The 18,240-nt window shown below is 49.3% G+C and carries 14 protein-coding genes and 1 tRNA gene; 8 read left to right on the top strand and 7 right to left on the bottom strand.

Translation table 11 applies throughout. The annotated features are described in order from the left end of the window. Positions 1-14 precede the first annotated feature (14 nt). Positions 15-1,268 carry an ATP-binding protein gene (locus tag ADH68_RS02830; protein WP_068959892.1) on the bottom strand — a complete coding sequence of 418 codons (1,254 nt, stop codon included), beginning with the start codon at positions 1,266-1,268 and terminating at the stop codon, positions 15-17. 137 nt (positions 1,269-1,405) lie between these two features. Next, on the bottom strand, positions 1,406-1,723 hold the full coding sequence (locus ADH68_RS02825; RefSeq protein WP_068959893.1) for a site-specific integrase: 318 nt from the start codon (positions 1,721-1,723) through the stop codon (positions 1,406-1,408). A 129-nt stretch (positions 1,724-1,852) separates the two neighbouring features. Between ADH68_RS02825 and istA the strand changes: the two genes are divergently transcribed. The 4 genes from istA (at position 1,853) to ADH68_RS02805 (ending at position 7,668) form a co-directional block, all read left to right on the top strand. Then, on the top strand, positions 1,853-3,454 hold the full coding sequence (gene istA, locus ADH68_RS02820) for an IS21 family transposase (protein WP_068960428.1): 1,602 nt from the start codon (positions 1,853-1,855) through the stop codon (positions 3,452-3,454). A 37-nt stretch (positions 3,455-3,491) separates the two neighbouring features. Beyond that, positions 3,492-4,274, top strand: coding sequence for an IS21-like element helper ATPase IstB (gene istB / locus ADH68_RS02815; protein ID WP_068961960.1), 783 nt, complete (start codon positions 3,492-3,494; stop codon positions 4,272-4,274). A gap of 93 nt (positions 4,275-4,367) precedes the next feature. Continuing rightward, positions 4,368-5,345 carry a hypothetical protein gene (locus ADH68_RS02810; RefSeq protein WP_068959895.1) on the top strand — a complete coding sequence of 326 codons (978 nt, stop codon included), beginning with the start codon at positions 4,368-4,370 and terminating at the stop codon, positions 5,343-5,345. A gap of 16 nt (positions 5,346-5,361) precedes the next feature. After that, positions 5,362-7,668 carry a glycoside hydrolase family 3 N-terminal domain-containing protein gene (locus ADH68_RS02805; protein ID WP_084274199.1) on the top strand — a complete coding sequence of 769 codons (2,307 nt, stop codon included), beginning with the start codon at positions 5,362-5,364 and terminating at the stop codon, positions 7,666-7,668. A 614-nt stretch (positions 7,669-8,282) separates the two neighbouring features. On the opposite strand, the gene ADH68_RS02800 is transcribed toward ADH68_RS02805, so the two are convergent. Then, positions 8,283-10,586, bottom strand: coding sequence for an outer membrane beta-barrel protein (locus ADH68_RS02800; protein ID WP_133165746.1), 2,304 nt, complete (start codon positions 10,584-10,586; stop codon positions 8,283-8,285). Positions 10,587-10,733: 147 nt separating this feature from the next. Then, the gene (locus tag ADH68_RS02795) at positions 10,734-10,988 is read right to left on the bottom strand and encodes a TIGR03905 family TSCPD domain-containing protein (RefSeq protein WP_068959899.1); all 255 of its coding nucleotides are present in this window, start codon (positions 10,986-10,988) and stop codon (positions 10,734-10,736) included. Between the two features lie 72 nt (positions 10,989-11,060). Between ADH68_RS02795 and ADH68_RS02790 the strand changes: the two genes are divergently transcribed. Further along, entirely contained in the window at positions 11,061-12,263 is a 1,203-nt protein-coding gene (locus ADH68_RS02790) for an MFS transporter (protein WP_068959900.1), read from the top strand. 81 nt (positions 12,264-12,344) lie between these two features. After that, a complete protein-coding gene (locus tag ADH68_RS02785; protein WP_068959901.1) occupies positions 12,345-13,328 on the top strand; it encodes a calcium/sodium antiporter in 984 nt (327 codons plus the stop codon). A gap of 107 nt (positions 13,329-13,435) precedes the next feature. Here ADH68_RS02785 and ADH68_RS02780 read toward each other — a convergent pair whose 3' ends face one another. Then, on the bottom strand, positions 13,436-14,242 hold the full coding sequence (locus ADH68_RS02780; protein ID WP_084273909.1) for a GIN domain-containing protein: 807 nt from the start codon (positions 14,240-14,242) through the stop codon (positions 13,436-13,438). Positions 14,243-14,451: 209 nt separating this feature from the next. On the opposite strand from ADH68_RS02780, the gene ADH68_RS02775 reads away from it, so the two are divergent. After that, positions 14,452-14,533: transfer RNA gene (locus ADH68_RS02775), tRNA-Leu, on the top strand. A gap of 146 nt (positions 14,534-14,679) precedes the next feature. On the opposite strand, the gene ADH68_RS14005 is transcribed toward ADH68_RS02775, so the two are convergent. Together ADH68_RS14005 and ADH68_RS02770 are read right to left on the bottom strand one after the other, a co-directional pair. Further along, on the bottom strand, positions 14,680-14,826 hold the full coding sequence (locus ADH68_RS14005; RefSeq protein ID WP_157517388.1) for a hypothetical protein: 147 nt from the start codon (positions 14,824-14,826) through the stop codon (positions 14,680-14,682). A 1,028-nt stretch (positions 14,827-15,854) separates the two neighbouring features. After that, complete coding sequence (locus tag ADH68_RS02770) at positions 15,855-16,769, bottom strand: IS982 family transposase (RefSeq protein ID WP_084273910.1); 915 nt, start codon at positions 16,767-16,769, stop codon at positions 15,855-15,857. A gap of 124 nt (positions 16,770-16,893) precedes the next feature. On the opposite strand from ADH68_RS02770, the gene ADH68_RS02765 reads away from it, so the two are divergent. After that, positions 16,894-18,186 (top strand): hemolysin family protein, encoded by a 1,293-nt coding sequence (locus ADH68_RS02765; protein WP_068959903.1) that lies wholly within the window; start codon positions 16,894-16,896, stop codon positions 18,184-18,186. Positions 18,187-18,240: the final 54 nt, after the last annotated feature.

Below are 18,240 nucleotides of genomic sequence, written 5' to 3'. Positions count from 1 at the left end.
CTTCACAAAAAATTTTACCAAGTTAGACTATCAACATTCAACAAGAAATCTATTAAACCAATTGTAACGATTCCTTCCTCGTTCCTTTTGGGTTTAATGTAGTCTTTAACGATGATGATTTTTTTGAAAGAATCATCAATGTTAAGAAGGGAGGCGGATTCCTGACGTTCTTTGGCATCAGTAGGCATTATGAACGCGGATTGGATATAGTAGCGTTGACTTCCCTGATTAGCAACGAAATCCACTTCATATTGTTTGCGAACCCTCTTGCCGTTTTTATCCGTTGTCCGATGCTCCACTACACCCACATCGACTTGGAAACCACGAATTTTTAGTTCATTATAAATAACATTCTCCATAATGTGGTTTTCCTCCTGCTGCCTAAAATCAAGTATGGCATTACGCACACCCACATCCGTGAAATAATACTTTGACAGAGTGTTTATGTATTTCTTGCCCTTGATGTCATAACGTATCGCCCTCTCGGCTAAAAACGACTCACAAAGATATGTCAGATAATTATCAATAGTTTTATTAGATAGAGATACGTTTTTAAGGCTCTTGAAAGTGTTTGCCAACTTATTTGGATTGGTTGGGGACCCAATCGCAGAAGCAATTATCTGAATCAACTCTTTCAATTCAGATTCGCCTTTAATCTTATACCTTTCGACTATATCATTGATATAGACTGTTGAGTATAGCCTTTTGATATAGTCAATTTTCTTTTTTGGCGTTTCTAAAGTCAATACATGAGGAAGACCTCCATATGTATAATAGTCACTCCATGCTTCGATAGGGTGCCTATTGTCAACAGACATAAATTCAGCAAAAGAGAGTGGGTACACATGAATCTGGTCACCTCGGCCTCTGAACTCTGTGATTATGTCGGTAGATAAGAATTTGGAGTTGCTTCCAGTAACATACACATCGGCATTCTCTATCTTAAGGTAGCTATTAAGCACATCCTCAAACTCCGGCACATGCTGAACCTCGTCAAGAAGTATGTAATACATATTATCATCAGCCATCTTAGAGTCGATATGTGTAAGCAAAGCATCCGGATATCGAAGGGGTGCATTTCGTCTGTCCTCTAAATCCACTTTAATGATATGATCTTCAGGTATACCCTGCTCTTTAAGATAGTCACCGAATAAATGAAACAATAGATATGACTTACCGGATCGCCTTAACCCAGTAACAATCTTTATAAGCCCGTTGTGCCTACTGGCAATGAGCTGATTTAGATAATAGTCGCGTTTAATAATCATAATCTATTCCAAAAAACTGGTCATTTGACCGGATTTCTGGAATGCAAAAGTAATTATTATATTTTGCCCCTCCAAATATCTGCTCCAAAAAATCGGCCATTTGCCCATTTTTTTGGAGCACAATCTCATATCTACCTTTACCACATATCGCTCTCTTTCTTCGACATGGCGGCAATTTCGTCGGCTATCTCCTCGGAGGATAGCTTAATGTAATCCATGAAGGTCTTTTGCGTCTTGTGGCCGCTGACGTGCATCATCTGGAGGATGGTGTACTTGTGGCTGAGGTACATGTTGGTGATGCCGGTGCGTCGGGCGGTGTGGCTTGTCACACACTCATAGCGCGGCACAATCACGTTGCCGTTGAGGTCGGTCTCCGGTTCCTTCTTCTCTTTTCTCAACGCCTCCTTCTGCTTCATGGTGAGCTTGGTCGGCACTTTCTCTTTCAGTGACGGCAACTGCTCCGACAGGTTGCATCTAACATTTGAAAAGGGACCCAGGTAGAGCAATTGAAAAGGGACCCACCCCATGGGTAAGTTCAACCGGATATCGTTGATTAGAAAGAACGACATCAACGATTCCACAAAATGCTACACATGGAGGAAAAAACATCCATTATTCTGTCTCATCGCCGCGAGGGGATGAGCATCCGCGAGATAGCGCGCCGCAACGGCATGAGCCGCAAGACCGTGCGCAAGTATCTGCGCGAGTTCGATAGAGAGACAGGCCCGTCACCGACAGAGCGGGAGGTTGACGATTATCTGCTGACCAGGCCGAAGTATGACAGCAGCGGACGCGTCAGGCGTGTCGTGACCGATGATGTCCGCCGTCGCATCGATGGTTTTATCGCCCGCAACCGTGAGAACGTCGCTGCCGGATTGCACAAGCAGCAGATGCGCAAGCTCGATATGTGGCGACGTCTTCAGGACGATGGCGTGCGTATCGCCTATTCCACAGTATGTCAGTATGTCCGTGCGCTGGAGGCAGCGCCGAAGTCGCAAGAAAAGCCTGCAAAGGCATATATCCGTCAGGACTATGAGCCTGGATTCCGTTGCGAGTTCGACTGGGGCGTGCTTACCCTGTGGATCGGTGGAGTCAGGACTCGCCTTCACATGGCGGTATTCACCCTCGACCACAGCAATATGCGCAAGGCATATCTGTTTTCGCGCGAAGATACCCTGGCTCTTATGGAAGCCCACCGCAACTGCTTCCGGGAGTTGGGGGGCACCCCGCGCGTGATGGCCTATGACAACATGCGTACCGCCGTAAAGAAGTTCCTCGGGCGCGACCGCGAGCACACGGATGCGCTGCTGCGCATGGAGGTACACTACTGTTTCACACCCCATTTCTGCAACCCTCGCTCGGGATGGGAAAAAGGCAAGGTGGAACGTTCGGTGGAATATATCCGGCGTCGTGCATTCTCGTTCGAGGTCCGGTTTGACTCCCTGGATGCCGCGCAGACGCATCTGGCGGCAGTCTGCGACAGGCTCAACACAGAGGCGTCCAACATGTCGGCGGAAGAAAAACGCCTGCGCATACAGGCCGATCTGGCGGCGCTACGTCCGTTGGACCACGGTGACATCGGCTGCTTCGAGCAGCGGCTGTACCGCGTCGGAAAGTATTCAACGATAACCGTTGACGGAGTGCACTACTCTGTGCCCGACCGTCTGGTGGGCTCGCAGGTGGCGGTAAAGCTGTATTCCGAGCGCATCGTGGTGCTTTACGGACGCGACAAGGTGGCCAATCATGCCCGAAGCCGACGCTCCGGCGACTGGGTCATCGACCTGATGCATTATCTGGGTACATTCCTGCGCAAACCGGCCGCTCTGGGGCGGTCTGTGGCTCTGCAACAGGTACATCCGTCGGTGGCGGCGCTTTACCGCGAACACTTCCGCGAGTCTCCGCGAAGCTTCATAGAACTGCTTGTGTTCACCCGCGACAACAATCTGGCATACACTGACATCGTCCGTGCCGCCACAAGTCTTTCGTCCCGCGGGCTCCAGCGCCTCTCATCTGAACAGATACAGGCTCAGATGATCTCGGCGGAAGGACATATGCAGTCAACCGCCGATATCGCGGCAACGAACGTTCCCGACCCGCAACAGGCTGAAATAGAAAGTTCGGCAAGCCATACCCTTGACATGCTTTCATCATTTATGGAATATACCCGCGCATCGCAGGCAGACTGAATACCCCCCCAAAAAACAACCAATACACTGAATGACAATGACAGACATACATGAAACAGACCGTGACGGACTTCGGGAGCTCATTCGCTCATGCGCTTTCGACCTTAAACTCCCGCTTGTGCGGCGCGACATCGACCTGCTTATACAGCAGAGCGCCGACGAACAATGGAACCTATGGCGGTTTACAGCCGAACTGCTCCGGCGCGAAAAAGAGAACCGCTCTGAAAACCAGCGCCGTCACCGCATCAAAAACGCAGGGTTCCCGCAACTTCGCTATCTTAACGAAATCGACACCGACGCTCTGCCCGCCGATGCCCGGAAAGCGCTCCCGACACTCGAGACACTCGACTTCATCAAAAACGGACGCAACCTCATTCTATACGGCAATCCCGGAACAGGCAAGACTCATCTGGCGACAGCTCTCGGTATCGCCGCATGTAATGCCGGACACTCGGTGCTGTTCACATCCGTGCCAAGACTGCTCACGCAGATACGCGAATGCCGCAACGCTTTGACACTCCGGTCGCTGGAAAACAAGTTCGAGAGATACGACATGGTCATCTGTGATGAGTTCGGTTACGTCTCCTGCGACAAGGCCGGCGCAGAGATGCTCTTCAACCATCTCTCCCTCCGCACCGACAAGAAGACGACAGTCGTCACCACCAATCTCGCATTCAACCGCTGGAACGAGATTATTGACGACAAAGTACTGGTCGCCGCAATGGTAGACCGCCTGACCCACAAGGCTATACTGCTTAACATGACAGGCAAATCATACCGCATGAAAGAAACTCAGGAAATGATGACTCAACAATTATAATTATCTTTGCATCCCCATCCCGGGTGGTCCCCTTTTCAAATGCTATCCGGGTCCCTTTTCAAATGTTAGATACAAACAGGTAAGGCTATTGATATGCCTCTGCCCGCGGGTACATACGAGATGAAGGTTGTTGTCACAACCACTCAGGGTAAATCAACTTCACGCGAAGGCATCATCAATGTCAACCCGCTGGATGGTGATCCATGGGCGTCGGAAGTTTCATTCGAGCGCATTGTCGCTCCCGGACATAGCGCAGTTCTTTATGGTCGCAATCTCAGCTCGGTGAAATCAATCACAATCGGTGCTTCTGAACCGATTCCTGTTGTCTATTCTACCGAAAACGGCAATGATATTCTCACCTATACTGTTCCAGCAAATGCCGTCAATGGTACTTTCAGACTGGAACTCATTGATGCCGAGGGTATGAACTACGGTGCAAATAAAGTGACTGTAAGCTCATCCGCTCTCATCACTTCAGGAGCGGACCGTATTACCTCGGGCGCTGTGACCACGCTTACTGGTATCAATCTCGACAGAGTGGCTTCTATTGAAATCGGAGGAACCAGGATTTCTGAATTCACTGAAAAGACCTCGACTGCAATCAGCTTCTCCACCCCGACCCTTGAAGATGGAGAGTATCCCATGTCGGGTGTTATGAATGATGGTGCTGAAGTACAGTTCTACAAGAACGGTCAGGTTGAGACCACCACAACAGTGGTTATGTCATCTCAGCAGACCCTGTGGTCAGGACACCACTATGTTTCGTGGGATCTTCCCGATGAAAGTCCCAACAAAACATTCAACCTAATCGGCATGGATGTTTTTGCAGGTATTAAACCGGGCGCTGTAATGTCAATTCACTATTCGGTAGAACCTACCGACGAATATCATCAGCTTCGCACCACTACCGTATGGTGGAACGACCTTCCCGGCACAGGAACGATTGAATTCTCAACCGATGGTATCGCAGAAATCACGCTGACAAAAGAAGCTCTTGATATGATTCAGGAGCAGGCCGGATTCATCTGCGTCGGTCATGGTTACTATGTAGATCTCGTAACTCTTCGCTAATATGTTGAAACAAGTAATGACATTTTTGACAGTCACTACAGCAGCCTGTTCAATACAGGCTGCTGTAGCGGCAATCCCCTCCGACCCTGATATTGAGGCAGCTGTAGAAAGTATATTGTCTAAAATGAGCCTTGACGAGAAAATCGGCCAGATGACCGAGCTTTCCATTGATGTGCTTGGCGACTGGAAGGACGGTGAGTTCTTTCTCGATCCTCAGAAACTTCATGAGGCTATCGCTGTCTATAAGGTCGGCTCTGTGTTGAATGCTCCCGGCGGACCGACAGCACAGACTCCTGCGAAATGGGAGAAACTGATCGGTCAGATTCAGGAGGTGTCAATGAAAGAAATCGGCATCCCTTGTATCTATGGACTCGACCAAAATCACGGCACAACCTACACTCTTGGCGGTGTGCTGTTTCCGCAGAACATAAACGTAGGTGCGTCGTTTAACCCGACGTTGGCTCGCAGAGCTGCTGAAATTACGGCATACGAGACTCGCGCCGCCAACTGTCCGTGGACATATTCTCCTACCGTTGACCTCACCCGCGACCCGCGTTGGAGCCGTGTATGGGAAAACTACGGAGAGGATCCATTAGTCAACGCCATCATGGGCGTACAGCAGGTCAAGGGCTTTCAGGGCGACAACCCGAATAAGATAGGCCGACATAATATAGCCACCTCGGTAAAGCATTATCTCGGCTACGGCGCTCCGCGAACAGGCAAAGACCGCACCCCGGCATATATTTCTCCGTCTGATCTCCGTGAGAAGTTTTTTGAGCCTTACCGCGCCTGTATCGAGGCGGGAGCGTTGACCGTAATGGTCAACAGCGGTTCAATCAACGGTCGCCCTGTTCACGCCAATAACGAGTTGCTCACCAAGTGGCTTAAAGAAGACCTTAACTGGGACGGAATGATTGTGACTGACTGGGCCGACATCAACAATCTCTATACCCGCGAATATGTGGCTCACGACAAAAAAGAGGCTATCGAAATGGCTATCAATGCCGGAATCGACATGTCAATGGAGCCATACGACCTCAATTTCTGCACTCTGCTTAAAGAACTCGTAAATGAGGGTCGCGTATCTCAGGAGCGTATTGACGACGCAGCACGTCGTGTCCTGCGCTTGAAATATCGTCTCGGGCTGTTTGACACTCCCAATACATATCCCAAAGACTATGCCGACTTCGCCTGCGACCGTCACGAGCAAGTCGCTCTTCAGGCCGCGGAAGAATCGGAGATACTGCTCAAAAACAACGGCGGCATTCTTCCGTTGAAGAAAGGTACAAAGATTCTGCTGACAGGTCCTAATGCCAACTCGATGCGCTGTCTCAATGGCGGCTGGAGCTATTCATGGCAAGGTCATCTGACTGACCGTTTCGCATCGAAATACAACACCATCTACAAGGCATTGGTCAATAAGTTTGGCAAGAAGAATATAGTTCTTGAACAGGGTGTCACTTATCCTGCCGAAGGAGCCTATCACGAGGAAAACGAACCGGAGATTGAAAAGGCTGTGGCAGCGGCGTCAGATGTTGACGTTATTGTAGCTTGCATAGGTGAGAATTCCTATTGCGAGACACCGGGAAACCTTTCGGATCTAGCTGTTTCTGAAAACCAGCGCAACCTTGTGAAGGCTCTTGCAGCGACAGGCAAGCCAATTATCCTGATTCTCAACGGCGGTCGTCCGCGTATCATTAGTGACATAGAGCCACTGGCGGATGGCATAGTCAACATATTGCTTCCCGGTAATTTCGGTGGTGAAGCACTAGCCAACATTCTTGCAGGTGACACCAATCCAAGTGGCAAAATGCCCTACACTTATCCACGCCATCAGGCTGAGCTCACCACCTACGATTATCGTGTGAGCGAAGAAATGGATAAAATGGAAGGTGCCTATGACTACGATGCCGTTGTATCGGTGCAGTGGCCCTTTGGCTATGGTCTCAGTTACACGACTTTCAAATATGACAATCTCCGCTGCTCACATTCTGAATTCGGTGTCAACGATAATCTCATTTTCACAATCGACGTCACCAACACAGGTAATTGCACCGGTAAGGAAGTCGTTATGCTTTTCAGCCGAGATATGGTAGCATCTCTGACTCCTGACAATCGCCGACTGCGCGCGTTTGAAAAAGTAGAACTCAAACCCGGTGAGACCAAAACAGTAACCCTGCCCATCAAAGCCAGTGACCTCGCATTCGTGGACTACGATGGCAAGTGGGTTCTTGAAAAAGGTAAATTCCGTATGCAAGCCGGCACCAGCGTAATGGACATTGCCTGCAACGACACATATAAATGGACAACCCCCAACAAGTAAAATATTTCCTAAGGTAAAGAAGATTTGAATATGTATGATATAGGCTTGCAGTGATAGCAGGCCTATATTTTTAATGCCAATTTTAAACACTAAAAACTATCCTGTGTAAACCATACGATTCTACGGAATTTGAATTCGTCCATAAATTCGACTAATTGGGGCAAAAACATATGGGTCTTTGTTCATAACAGTCTGATTCAGACTGCAAAAATAAATTCAAATCGATGTGCTTGCAAATCTTGGATAACAATCAGAATATCAATAATTTCAAAGAACTCTCATGTTTTTTTGTGGACACTAATGTCGGAAACACTACAATCAAAAGTTTGGTAAGAGTCTCAGACCTTTTGATGGCGTTGGGATTAGAGTCCATGGTATATTCCCATGTGCTGGGAATGGCTGTAGTTGAGTTTGAATGCTGTTTAAAAGCCTCGGGGATATAACGGTCATCGGGGGGCGGTGTTAATTCACATCGAGGTTGACCAGTCTTAAAGTCATACCATATCCAATGATGCTTGCCGACAATTTCATCGGGCTTGCAGATATAGTGTAAGCGGCATATCATTTCCGGTCGAAACCACTCAGTCCGTTGTATATAGTTCCGTCGGTTATGGCTACATTTTGAGGAGCGATGACCCGGAGTCGGAGTTGTTGAGCGAGCGGCTGCCGCTGCGGAATATCGAGCCGAAGTCGGCCGAATAGCTTACCGACAGAGTCACCATATTGGCGTTGTTACGGATGTAACGGTCAGTAGTATAGGGGTTCGCCGGCGAATAGTTCCACGATGGATACTGCGACCCTTTTTTACTGAATATATACATCCAGGATATGTCGAAATTCCAATGCTTGTCGGGCTTGTAGCTGAAACTCAGCGAATTGTTGTTTTCATCCTTGCTCACGCGGTATCCGGTCAGGAATTTCCCCGGAAATTTCTGCCAGAACGATACCGTAAACGGGCCTTTGTTCCACCACAGGCTCACACTTCCGTCGATGCTTGTAAGTCGGCGTCGGCATCCGTCCATGCGATTCTCGTAGTGGGTGATTCCGGCATATGCCCGTGCTCCAAATCCCTGTATGTCACTGATTTTTATGTTCACTGAGCCTTTGTACATGTGGCGGGAAGGCACATTTACAGGATGCGACAGGAAAAGCATATCGCCGAGATATTCCACATCGGATATCGCACAATTGTTGATGTCGGCCATCAACAGGTTGAGCGACATCGCCAACTTGTCATGCTGATAAGTGGCCTGGATACGGTAGCCGAGCGTCTCCGACACTTTCAGTGAGGGATTTCCGTTGGAGACGAGATAGGGCGATGTCTGCTGCGGATAGTCGGTAAGATCGGCAAGCGACGGTATATCCGGAGTAAATATAAACGATGCGGCCATACTCCACTTCTGCGAGATATTCCACGAAGCGCGTGCGGTGGTGATATTCCTGATGAAGTGGCGCCGGTTCATGTCGTTTTTAACCCAAAACATTTTGACGCCGGTCGATGCCATAAGATACACATTGCCTAAGCGTTGGCCGAGGTCGGCATACACATAATTGTTGTTTTCGGTAAGCAATGGCTTGTACTCGGTGTGCAGATATCGGTTGGTCGAATGCGACATGGTGTTCTGCACACCTCCCGACAGTGAGGTGTTGGCGCCAAATGTATGGGTATAGCTTACTTCGGTTATGAGAGAGCGGCGCCGGTTGTCGGCATCCATCACATATTCCCGCTCATCGTCCCCGTCATATATGAAACGATTCTCGCGCCTATAGTCGCTTGAACTTATAGTGCCTACCACCTGCGCCTCCAGAGAATTGCTCTCATTGAAGTCGCGGCGCAAGAACAGATCGAGCGACGGTGCGAAATCCCGGCTTGTCGACCGGCTGAATTTGTCGCATGCGCCAAGTTGCGAGTCCTCATCATATCCGACCAGACGGTTTTTCGAAGTCATGGGCGTAGCCGAGAACGTGACCGACAGTGTAGTACTTTCGGTGGGGCTGTAGGTATACTTTGTCTGCAACTGATTGTAGAAATAGTTGAACGGATTACGGTCGTGCGACTTGATGTCGACGCGGAAATCATCTCCGATGTAGGCCTCATCGCTATTGTCGTATACCTGCTGATAGTTGCGCCACGACGGAGTCCACGACAGAGAAAACTGCGACGCCCCCTGATGGTACGACGCTTCTACCGACCCGTCGACAAATGCGGTAGCCACCGCACTGCGCCCCCAGACATATATCTGTCCGCCGTCGTTGCGTTTACGAAGGGTGATATTTATAAGCCCGTTCATGCCCCGGTCGGCATATCGGCCGGGGGTGATGCGCGAGTACTCGATCTTCTCGATATCCTTTGGCTGCAAAGTGTTTACATCGGCCATCGTTGACGGCACTCCATTGATTAGAATCATCGGAGCGGCGCCGTCTACCTTTAAGCTGCGGTTTATAGGGTCGGCTTCAAGCCCGGCAAGAGGGAGTTTCTGAAACAGACCTACCGCCGTCGACGAGGCTTTTATATCCGACTTGGATGGAAATACTACGGTACGCCCGCGGGCATCTATCATTGCCTTACCGGTGACAGTGACTTCGTCAAGCGACACTCCTTCCGACAGATATAAATTACCGAGATTTATATTTCCCTGGCCGCGGTCAATGATGACAGTGGCCCCGGTATACCCCGTCATGCCTATCTCAAGCGTTATGTTAGAGGATACATCCGTATCAAATGTGAATGCACCCGATATGTCGGATACTGTGCCCGATATAAACTTATTGTCGGCAAGCAGGCGGCATGTGGCTCCTACTACAGCAGTGGAATCACATTCCGAAAGCACCGTGCCACATATGGTTCTGGCCGAAACTTTACTCGTGGCAACAAGTGCAAATATCATAGCGACGAGTATTCTAAGATGTTGGTTCATGTGGAAAATCTGTTGATGTGTGGCACGAAGTTAATAATAATTGACAAAATAACACCCCCTTATGGGAAAGAAATTACCCCCCCCCCCACAATATGCAGTAGATTAATATCTTACGTCGCGTAGTAAAAATTGCTTTTCGTGCTCCCGTTAAGCAGGATTGGCAAGGTTGGCCTTCAGAGCTCTGGCGAGCTGGTCGGGACACGAGGTGTCCTTGCCGCCGCAGCGTATGCCCCCCAGACGCGCGATTACCTCGTCGGGAGTCATGCCGCATACAAGTGATGAGATACCCTGAAGATTGCCATGGCATCCTCCTGTAAATGACACCGACTTTATTACTCCGTTGTCGAGTTCGATTTCTATAAGGCGCGAACATGTGCCTTGTGTGCTATATTGATATGTCATTCTCCGTATTGTCTTTAATTTCCGCAAAATTAACTAATTTTGCCGGCAAAATAAGAGATTGTCTAAATTTATATGAATCCGACATCACTACAGGAGGAATCCCGCACGGCATTCAGAATACTGTTTGCCATAAGTATAGCCCACCTGCTCAACGACATGGTACAGAGCATCGTACCGTCAATCTATCCGATAATAAAAGAAGAGATGGGGCTGTCATTCATACAGATTGGAGTCATCACTCTGGTGTTTCAGCTCACATCGTCATTGTTGCAGCCCTTTGTGGGTATGTACGCCGACCGGCGCCCCAGCCCTTACGCACTCGCTGCCGGCATGTGCTTCACCCTTACCGGTCTCATATGGCTCGCATTTACCGGCAGCTACGCCGCCATGCTCGGAGCCGTCTCGGTGATAGGCATAGGGTCGTCCATCTTCCATCCCGAGGCGTCGCGTGTGGCACAGCTTGCCGCCGGCGGCAAGAAAGGCCTCGCTCAGTCGATATTCCAGGTTGGCGGCAACGGCGGCACGGCCATAGGCCCATTGCTCGCAGCGCTGATTGTGCTTCCCCACGGTCGTCTTGCGGTGCTATGGTTTGCCTTGGCGGCTATAATGGGCGCTCTAATCCTTACGCGGGTAGGGCGCTGGTATAAACGCGTTGTAAGCAACATATCCGGGCAGCGACGCAAAGTCCGCTCTGTGGTAGACCATCTGAGCAAGCGGCGCATAAACATGGCTCTTGCAGTGCTGGTAGTGCTCACCTTCTCCAAGCAGTTCTATCTCGCAAGCATGACGAGCTACTTCACATTCTTTCTTATCGACAAGTTCGGGGTGTCGATACAATACTCTCAGATAGCCCTTTTCGCGTTTCTTGCCGCATCGGCGGTTGGCATAATCGCCGGAGGATATATTGGCGACAAAATCGGACGCAAATACGTGATATGGGGCTCCATACTTGGTGCGGCGCCGTTTGCAATAGCAATGCCTTACGCCGGACTCACTCTCACCATAATACTCGCCATCATCGTAGGGCTGGTAATATCCTCGGCATTCTCTGCCATACTTGTGTATGCCACCGAGTTGAAACCCGGGAAAGTCGGTATGATTGCCGGTCTGTTCTTCGGCCTTTCGTTCGGTCTCGGAGGCGTCGGGGCCGCATTCTTCGGTTGGCTTGCCGACATACGGGGCATATACTTCGTGTTCGAGATAAGCACTCTGCTCCCTTTGCTTGGCATCGTGGCCGCCTTTCTCCCCGACCTGAAGAAAATCGACAAGGAGTGAACGCCGGCGCCCTCTGCGGAGTTATACATCCATAAGGAAGATGAAATCTGTTTGACTCTCTATCCACGAAAATAAAATCTTATGTTACTCGATATCTTTCTGCTTGTCGCCGGACTGGCGATGATACTCCTTGGGGCCAATTGGCTTACCGACGGAGGGTCCGGAGTGGCCAAACGCTTCGGTATAAGCGAGCTTGTAATAGGCCTTACCATCGTGGCGTTCGGCACATCGGCGCCCGAGCTGGTAATTAGCGTGATGTCGGCGATAAAGGGGAGTGCCGGATTGGCCATAGGCAATGTGGTCGGCAGCAATATCTTCAATGTGCTGATGATTATCGGCATCGTGGCCATGGTGAGGCCCATCAAGGTCGAACATAGTATAATGACCAACGAGATACCGCTTGTCGTGCTCGCCTCCGTGGCATTGCTTGCATGTGGCAACGGACATCTCCTCGATGGAGATATGACCGATATGGTGACACGCGTCGACGGTATCCTGCTGCTGCTCTTCTTCGCCATATTCATGCGCTATACTTTCTCCATCGCAAAAGCCGCGCCATCTCATTCCGAGCCCGAGCCGCGGCAAGAAACCTCACAGTTGGAAGTGCCGGTGCCGATGTGGAAGGCCTGCGGCATGATTGTGCTCGGCCTGGCAGCCCTCGTATGGGGAGGTGATATCTTTGTTGACAGCGCATCGTCGCTTGCCCGGGCCATGGGTGTAAGCGATGCTGTAATCGGCCTTACCATTGTTGCTGCCGGCACATCTCTGCCTGAACTTGCCACTTCAGTAGTGGCGGCCACAAAAGGGCGCCCCGGCCTGGCTGTAGGCAATGTAATAGGCAGCTGTCTGTTCAACATATTCTTCGTGCTTGGCCTGTCGGCGGTGATACGCCCTCTGCCACTCGGCTCGATAGGCAATCTCGACCTGCTCGTGATGACCGGAGCCGCCCTCCTCTTCTGGCTCTTCGGATGGATTATCCGCCATCGCACCATCACCCGCATCGAAGGCATCATACTCGTGTTGCTGTATATAGCCTACACTATAGTACTTATAGTCAATGCCTGAACATCTGTGTAACAGCATCTGACATATACAAGACGAACCACGGTGCTGTGTCCAAGAAAGGGAACACACCGTGGTTCGTCTTGTCTATTGTCAGTATAAGTATACAGTTAGTTGCCGTAGACTACAGAGCCCGAGCTGCTCTCGCTCTTGCTGATGTTTTTTGCCTTCAGGCCCGAGGCATTGATGTCACCGCTGCTGCTGGCATTCAGCTCGGCATTGACACACGTTCCAGAAAGTTTCACGTCACCACTGCTGTTGGCATGGGCTTTCACATTCTGTGCGGTAAGCATCCGTACCACTACATCGCCGCTGCTGCCTGCATGTGCTGTAAAGTTGTCACACGATAGAGTGCCGATTTTCACATCACCGCTGCTCGAGGCCGCTGCCGTAAGATTACGGCACTTCATATTTCCCGCCTTGATGTCGCCGCTGCTCGACGCCGACAAATCAATATTCCCGGTGCAGGATATATTGTCGCCGATTACATCGCTGCTACTGCTTACGCTTATTGTGATATTGCCATTTGATGTCATGCCGTTCTTGAGTATGATATCGCCGCTGCTCGACGCCTCCAGGCTGTTTACCGCCGGAGCCGACACACGCACCTCTCTCTTTGCCGATCCCCATACCTTATGGTTATTATCGCCCTTTATGCCTACGCGGAGTATGCCGTCGCGAGTCTCTACGGTAATCCTGTCAATCTCATTATCCGGAGCATATATTTCGACGCGCGGGCTACCTGTCGACTGTGTGTATACCACATCGACCGAATTGCTTGTGGAGATGCCGTTGAAACTGCCTGTCTCCACCTGGCGCGTTACATAATTGCGACTTGCGGCTACGACCCTTGTGCATGAGCTGGCCCCTGCCATAATACAAACTCCTGTAATTACGGTAAAAATAACTTTCTTCATATCCTATGATGATTTTATGCGACTGGCGTCGGCATGATTGTTTATTATAATGACGTAGCTTTATGCCAAAACGTTGCATTCAATCCCAAAAAAATCCAAAATTCTCTTATTTTTTGCTTGGCGATGCAATTAATGGACCAATTATTCATACTTCTCAAAAATAATTATTACCTTTGCCGCCACAAAAGCACATACATCTACCTGACCATGCCCGGATGGCGGAATCGGTAGACGCGACGGTCTCAAACACCGTTGGAGCAATCCATCCCGGTTCGATCCCGGGTCCGGGTACTGAATGACGGCTGATAATCAAGCGATTATCAGCCGTCATTTCTTTTCGGAAGTGTACTATTTATTCCGGGTCAATAAGGGGTCAGTAGCAAAACCCGGTTGAATTGTTAAAAATTTTGTGTTGGGTTGCAGTTGTAGCCACCGGGTTAGGGTTGTTTTTGGGGTGTGTGGTGGCGGAGTAGAGAGTGTAGTCGGGTCAGTGTATTGGTATCGTTGTAGTGAGAGTGTTTGACAAGGGATTGGTCGGAGGGGTATGTCGGCAATTCCAGAGTGTTGATGATATGGCGCTTCATTGGGTGTTGCGTTTGCGGCTCCACGCGTTAGCGCACAGCCGCTTTAGCGGTGTCAACAACGTTAGCCCCATCCAAGAGCCGCGTTAGCGGTTCGCAGGGTGGGGTATGATGGTATAATATTCACGTTGTGCCCGGCGTGGCCCGGCGACAGGGAGTTGTTTGTTTTTGGGGGATTTTATTAGGGTTTTAGTAAGCCGCCGGGCCTCGCGGGGTTTTGTCCTCTTGACCTATGGCTGCGAACCGCTAACGCGGCTCTTACCATAGGCTAACGTTGTATACGCCGCCAGGGCGGCTATACGCTAACGCGTTGGGTTGTGGATGGGGCAAGGGCAGGTATTAGGTGTCAGTAGCAAAACCCGGTTGAATTGTTAAAAAATGCGTTTGCGGCTCCACGCGTTAGCGCACAGCCGCTTTAGCGGTGTCAACAACGTTAGCCCCATCCAAGAGCCGCGTTAGCGGTTCGCAGGGTGGGGTATGATGGTATAATATTCACGTTGTGCCCGGCGTGGCCCGGCGACAGGGAGTTGTTTGTTTTTGGGGGATTTTATTAGGGTTTTAGTTAGTCGCCGGGCTACGCCGGGCCTCGCGGGGTTTTGTCCTCTTGACCTATGGCTGCAAACCGCTGACGCGGCTTTTGCCATAGGCTAACGTTGTATACGCCGCCAGGTCCGCTGTGCGCTAACGCGTTGGGGTGTGGATGGGCCAGGGCAGGTATTCCTTTATTATCTGCGCAATTAAATTATAGCCCTGCCTCGGAATGCCAAATTTTCAATACATTGTTTGATAGGTCGTGCTATGTCTGTACTCCCTTGTTGTTTATTAGATTACGAAGATATCGCCTTAACCTATACTACCCTGTCCGACAATATTTATAAAAAAACTCTTATTCTCGCTTACTATAGTCTTATCATAACGGAGATTGATAGTATCGGAGTCTGCAACACTGCCGATTATACATCGGAGAGTTCAACTAAAAAAAGGTGAATATTGTTTTAGATTCTAAAAACACGTGAGTTCGATGAAAATAATCAAAAGAGAGTCAGCTGATTATCATACACGCGTTCTAAGTTTATCCTCGGTTTCTTTGGAAACAGGCAATAAGCCGCTATCCCACCAATGAGATTAACGATGAAATTCGGAAATGAACGGTGTCGCGAGTGTTCTATCTGAGCGATGTTTTTGAGTTGGTCGTTTACAGTTTCGATAATAGCCCGTTTTCTCAGAAGTATTCTGTCATACATTGATCTCAGACCGCCTTTCATGTTGTTTTTCAGTTTTGTGATCAATTGGATTCCGTCAATGAACAGCTTGCAGAACAGGTCTTTGCCGATATAACCTTTGTCACCGACCATCTTGCCGTATATGAACTCGACAAACGACTTCACTTTCAGAGGTTCCCGGTCATCAACATCTCCCGGAGTGATCATGAAGTTGAGAATCTCGCCCTTGTCGTTGCATATCAGATGTAGCTTGAATCCGTAGAACCAACCTAACGAACACTTCCCACGTTGCGCTATTCCTTTGAACACCTTGTGCATGTGTATCCGTTGGTTGCGGCACACACGTAGCAGTGTGCTGTCGACAAAACTAATACCGGTACATTTTCCCAGCAGACATTTCTTTACGAATATCACGAACTGAACGACCACTGATTTCTCCAGCTCCGTGAATCTGTTGTATGAGACTGTTTCGGGGAACAGATGCCTGTATCGCTGACATATCTCGTTCAGATAAAAGTGTTTGAGACATTTATGGTTGGAACTGTGGAACATGATCATGATAACAATGACCTCCGCCTGCGACAGACGGCAATCTCGATGATATTCCCGCTTCCTGTCCGTACGAATCTTCGAAAGACCTCTGCGACGGAGCATCGCATTAAAAACTTTGCAGAATTCATCTGCAATCACGAATATTTCAGTAATTTTGTCTTCGGTGAGCATAGCGATAAGAGTATTTGTTTGAAATTGAGTCCTTTAAATTTAATACTTTTATCGCTAATCACCAATTTCTCATCTAATTAATTTTCGTCGAACTCACGTTAAAAACAGTATTGCCGTTTATTTTATGGACGACTTGATTATAATCATTGCATTGATTCTGCTCAATGGAATATTCTCCATGTCAGAAGTCGCACTTATCTCCGCTCGAAAATCAAAACTCACCGCTGATGCCAAAGATGGCAACAGAAACGCAGCCAATGCGTTGAAACTCCAGAGCGAGCCCGACCGTTTTTTGTCTACCGTACAGATAGGCATTACACTTATCGGCATTCTCACCGGCTTGTTTTCCGGGGCCACCATCGCTACCGAGGTCGGAGATTACCTTGTCCGCCTCGGCCTTGCTCCCAAAATGGCAATGAATATATCACGCATATTCATAGTGTCAATAGTCACATATCTCTCGATTGTTGTAGGCGAACTGGTGCCAAAGCGTATAGGAATGGGCCATGCCGACACAATTGCCAAGATTGTTGCCGGCCCGATGAAGATGCTCTCCCTCATCACCTATCCTGTCGTATGGCTCCTGTCCATATCTACTTCTGCCATCGTAAAGATTTTCAGAATCGGAACCGGCTCCACAAAAGTCACAGAGGAAGAGATTAAATCATTGATTCACGAAGGCGCATCTTCAGGCGAAGTCAGGGAAGTCGAACAGGATATCATGGAGAGGGCCCTGATGATGGGCGACTGCCGTATCGAATCCATTATGACCAGCCGCAAGGATGTGGCGGCGCTTACTGTAGATATGGATCAGGAAAGCATCCGCAACGTTCTTTCTGATGATCTCCACTCGGCGTATCCTGTCTTTGACAAAGAGAAAGAAGATATCTGTGGGGTGATTTCCCTGAAGCAGCTTGTACTGTCGCTCGGCAAACCCGACTTCGACATAAGAAAAGCACTGACTCCCGCCATGTGCCTTCCCGAAACCATGACAGTGTATGACGCACTTGAGACATTCAAAACCTCTAACGCCCATTCGGCTCTCGTATATGACGAATATGGCACTTTCCAGGGCATAATAACATTGCGGGATATTCTCGACGGACTTATTGGCAACATCACCCACGATGGAGACGGCCCCATGATAGTAAAACGTCCCGATACTGAAGAGTGGCTCATCGACGGACAATGCCCCATATACGATTTCCTCGCATATTTCGATTGCGAGGATTTATACAGACCGGCCACATATTCCACTATCGCCGGACTTATCCTGGAGCATCTGCGCAGGGTACCTTCCGAAGGCGATACGATAATATGGCATTCCTTCCGCATCGAAGTAGCCGACATGGACCATGTGCGCATCGACAAAGTTGCCGTATCGCTCATCTCCGATTCCGTGAGTGCCAGCAACTGATATAATATTGTCAGCATTTTCTCCACTATGCCTTGTGGAGAAAATGCTGACAAT

The sequence above is a fragment of the Muribaculum intestinale genome, assembly GCF_002201515.1.
GTDB lineage: Bacteria > Bacteroidota > Bacteroidia > Bacteroidales > Muribaculaceae > Muribaculum > Muribaculum intestinale.
The sequence above is the reverse complement of the archived record's forward strand: the minus strand, read 5'-3'. Positions and strand labels throughout refer to the sequence as shown.

Bases quoted from the DNA above. Each gene is read 5' to 3' on its own strand.
- ADH68_RS02830 (WP_068959892.1), bottom strand. From the start codon at position 1,268: ATGATTATTAAACGCGACTATTATCTAAATCAGCTCATTGCCAGTAGG.
- istA (WP_068960428.1), top strand. From the start codon at position 1,853: ATGCTACACATGGAGGAAAAAACATCCATTATTCTGTCTCATCGCCGC.
- istB (WP_068961960.1), top strand. From the start codon at position 3,492: ATGACAGACATACATGAAACAGACCGTGACGGACTTCGGGAGCTCATT.
- ADH68_RS02810 (WP_068959895.1), top strand. From the start codon at position 4,368: ATGCCTCTGCCCGCGGGTACATACGAGATGAAGGTTGTTGTCACAACC.
- ADH68_RS02805 (WP_084274199.1), top strand. From the start codon at position 5,362: ATGACATTTTTGACAGTCACTACAGCAGCCTGTTCAATACAGGCTGCT.
- ADH68_RS02800 (WP_133165746.1), bottom strand. From the start codon at position 10,586: ATGAACCAACATCTTAGAATACTCGTCGCTATGATATTTGCACTTGTT.
- ADH68_RS02795 (WP_068959899.1), bottom strand. From the start codon at position 10,988: ATGACATATCAATATAGCACACAAGGCACATGTTCGCGCCTTATAGAA.
- ADH68_RS02790 (WP_068959900.1), top strand. From the start codon at position 11,061: ATGAATCCGACATCACTACAGGAGGAATCCCGCACGGCATTCAGAATA.
- ADH68_RS02785 (WP_068959901.1), top strand. From the start codon at position 12,345: ATGTTACTCGATATCTTTCTGCTTGTCGCCGGACTGGCGATGATACTC.
- ADH68_RS02780 (WP_084273909.1), bottom strand. From the start codon at position 14,242: ATGAAGAAAGTTATTTTTACCGTAATTACAGGAGTTTGTATTATGGCA.
- ADH68_RS14005 (WP_157517388.1), bottom strand. From the start codon at position 14,826: ATGAAGCGCCATATCATCAACACTCTGGAATTGCCGACATACCCCTCC.
- ADH68_RS02770 (WP_084273910.1), bottom strand. From the start codon at position 16,769: ATGCTCACCGAAGACAAAATTACTGAAATATTCGTGATTGCAGATGAA.
- ADH68_RS02765 (WP_068959903.1), top strand. From the start codon at position 16,894: ATGGACGACTTGATTATAATCATTGCATTGATTCTGCTCAATGGAATA.